At 44.3% G+C, this 2,737-nt stretch carries 3 protein-coding genes; 1 reads left to right on the forward strand and 2 read right to left on the reverse strand.

Going from position 1 to position 2,737, the window contains the following annotated elements; translation table 11 throughout:
• A partial coding sequence (locus tag VN105_RS07570) for a hypothetical protein (RefSeq protein ID WP_325639493.1) occupies nucleotides 1-208 on the reverse strand: 208 nt, incomplete at its 3' end.
• A gap of 768 nt (nucleotides 209-976) precedes the next feature.
• On the opposite strand from VN105_RS07570, the gene VN105_RS07575 reads away from it, so the two are divergent.
• Nucleotides 977-2,431 (forward strand): amino acid permease, encoded by a 1,455-nt coding sequence (locus VN105_RS07575; protein WP_325639494.1) that lies wholly within the window; start codon nucleotides 977-979, stop codon nucleotides 2,429-2,431.
• Here the strand turns inward: VN105_RS07575 and VN105_RS07580 are convergent.
• A partial coding sequence (locus VN105_RS07580) for a hypothetical protein (protein WP_325639496.1) occupies nucleotides 2,412-2,737 on the reverse strand: 326 nt, incomplete at its 5' end. The two genes, VN105_RS07575 and VN105_RS07580, sit on opposite strands and share 20 nt — an antisense overlap.

The raw sequence follows: 2,737 nt of genomic DNA on the forward strand, positions 1-2,737 counted from the left end.
TTATAACATTGTTCTGATTAGTATGACTTGCTCCCGCACCAAATTGACCAAGGCCGATTCCAAGGCCAACTGTCAAGCATACGTCTAATCCTATTGCCCCAACTCCAGCAGAAATCGAAAGATCAAAATCTGCCCTTAATGTTACAGTACCCAATGCTGTAATAGCGGCACTTTCCAATCCTGCATTATTTGAGGAGACATCAGTCATGATAATACCCTTCTTTGCCGGAAACAATCCCTGTAGTATGTGTAAGCGCGATTTTCTCTCCCAATACTCCTGTATTCAAATTTACTTCATCACTCGTTTTATTAGTCGTTGTACTTCTAATTAATGGCTTAGCATCACCTTCAGTTGATTTTATTGTCCCAGAATTGTTTTACCTGCATTCTGATTATTTCCATTCTGATCAACATTGTTGCTTCGTATTACTATTATCCATTGGTTTCAATAGATTAATAGATTTAGAAATATTCCTCGCGACAAATGGATCTGTATAGCTATGTTAGAATAAGATACAGGCACATAACCAAACTGGCAGCTTAAAAAAAAGATGGAAGAATTATAAAAAGCATCAAACAACCAGCTCTGCCATATGACAGTGTAAAGTAAAATCAGGATTTACATGACAGACTGTAAAACAATTTCAGGATTATAGCTATTTTAGGACGGGTCAACAGGGGCTAAGTGTATGCAGGACGGGTCAACAGGGGGCTAAGTGTATGCACAGTGTATGGGGAGTGTATGCACAGTGTATGGGGAGTGTATGGGGAGTGTATGGGGAGTGTATGGGGAGTGTATGGGGAGTGTATGGGGAGTGTATGATAACTGTATGGGAAGTACTACACATAGACGAGTCCTAAGCAACCCTGAAGTAACCATAAAGTATCCCCACCCCGCCCAACCGGAAAATTTACCCCCGTACTCCTTTTTCTGCCAAAATTACCTCAAATTGCAGCCTTATCCACCGCAACAACCTTGAACACTACAAACCAGAAAAACGAAGAAAAAAGCCTTAAAAGAGGCCTCCAGAACAGGCATATCCAGTTAATTGCCCTCGGCGGCGCCATTGGCACCGGCTTATTCCTGGGCATAGGCCCTGCTGCAGTACTGGCAGGTCCCTCTGTAATTTTAGGCTACGCATTGGCCGGTATCATCGCGTTCTTTATCATGCGCCAACTGGGCGAAATGGTGGTGGAAGAACCCGTGTCCGGTAGCTTCAGCCACTTTGCCTACAAATACTGGGGCTCCTTTGCCGGGTTTTCTTCCGGATGGAATTACTGGATACTTTATATCCTGGTGAGCATGTCTGAACTGACTGCGATAGGTGTATATGTGCATTTCTGGTGGCCGGAGATCCCTTTATGGTGTTCCAGCCTTTTCTTTTTCGTTGCCATTAATGCGTTAAACCTCAGCTCTGTTAAAGTGTATGGAGAAGCGGAGTTCTGGTTTTCGATTATAAAAGTGGTGGCTATAATAGCGATGATCGTTTTTGGTATTTACCTGCTGATCAGCGGCAGCGGAGGCACGCAGGCAAGTATACAAAACCTCTGGAACGATGGCGGCTTTTTCCCCAGGGGGTTGTTGGCCGCAGATGGCAAAGGTGGCTTCCAGGGATTATTCGCCGCCATTGCGCTCATCATGTTCTCCTTCGGCGGACTGGAACTGATTGGCATCACTGCCGCAGAAGCCGACCGGCCGGAGAAAACCATACCTAAAGCTACCAACCAGGTTATTTACCGGATACTGATCTTTTATGTGGGCGCCCTTATCATCCTGTTTTCACTGTCGCCCTGGAAAAGCATCACCACAGACAGCAGCCCGTTTGTAATGGTATTTGAGAGCTTAAAAGGATTTCAGTTCCCTCTCTTTGGTAAAACCATTTATTTCACAAGCCTTATCGCAAATGTGTTGAACCTGATCGTTCTCACAGCAGCGCTTTCTGTGTACAATAGTTGCGTATACAGCAACAGCAGGATGTTATACGGATTGTCGAAACAAGGCAATGCACCCGCTTTTTTATCTCACCTGAATAAAAATCATGTGCCGGTAAAAGCCATATTGGTATCAGGATTGTTTGCGGCTATCTGCATTGTGGTAAATAAAGTGATCCCTGAAAAGGCGCTGGAGATCTTAATGTCGCTGGTGGTATCAACGCTCATCATCAACTGGCTGATGATCACCGTTGTGCACCTGAAATTCAAAAAAAGCAAAAGAGCGGATAACATCCGTACAAAGTTTCCTTCTTTTATATATCCGGTATCCAATTACATTTGCCTGGTGTTCCTGGTGGGCATACTGGTGCTGATGTGGATTACCGGCATGAAACTTCCGGTGGAGCTGATCCCGGTATGGGTGGTGTTTTTGTATGTATGTTTTTTATTAGTGAAGAGGAATAAACGATCCGTTACCACTACTTCATTACCTGGTTAAATCCATACCTCAAATTAATACTGGCTATAAATGCACTGAAAGGGTCTTTCTCTTTCAGGTAATTATCAATACCCGCTTCCGCCACAATCCAAACACTTCTGGCAATCCGGAACTCGGTGCCAAAATTAAACAGCAGGGATTTTTCAAAGCCTTCGTAGTTCTGGTACTTAAACTGCGTTTCTGCAAATCCCCTGAAGCTGGCGGTACCCAGGTAATAACGCACGTTTACAGTAGCATTAATAGCGGTGGTGTCTTTAAACTCCGACCGGGGTAAACTGAAGCTGCCACCTAATAATAACTGGCTGC

This window comes from Chitinophaga sp. (assembly GCF_035564935.1).
In the GTDB taxonomy this organism is placed as follows: Bacteria; Bacteroidota; Bacteroidia; order Chitinophagales; family Chitinophagaceae; genus Chitinophaga.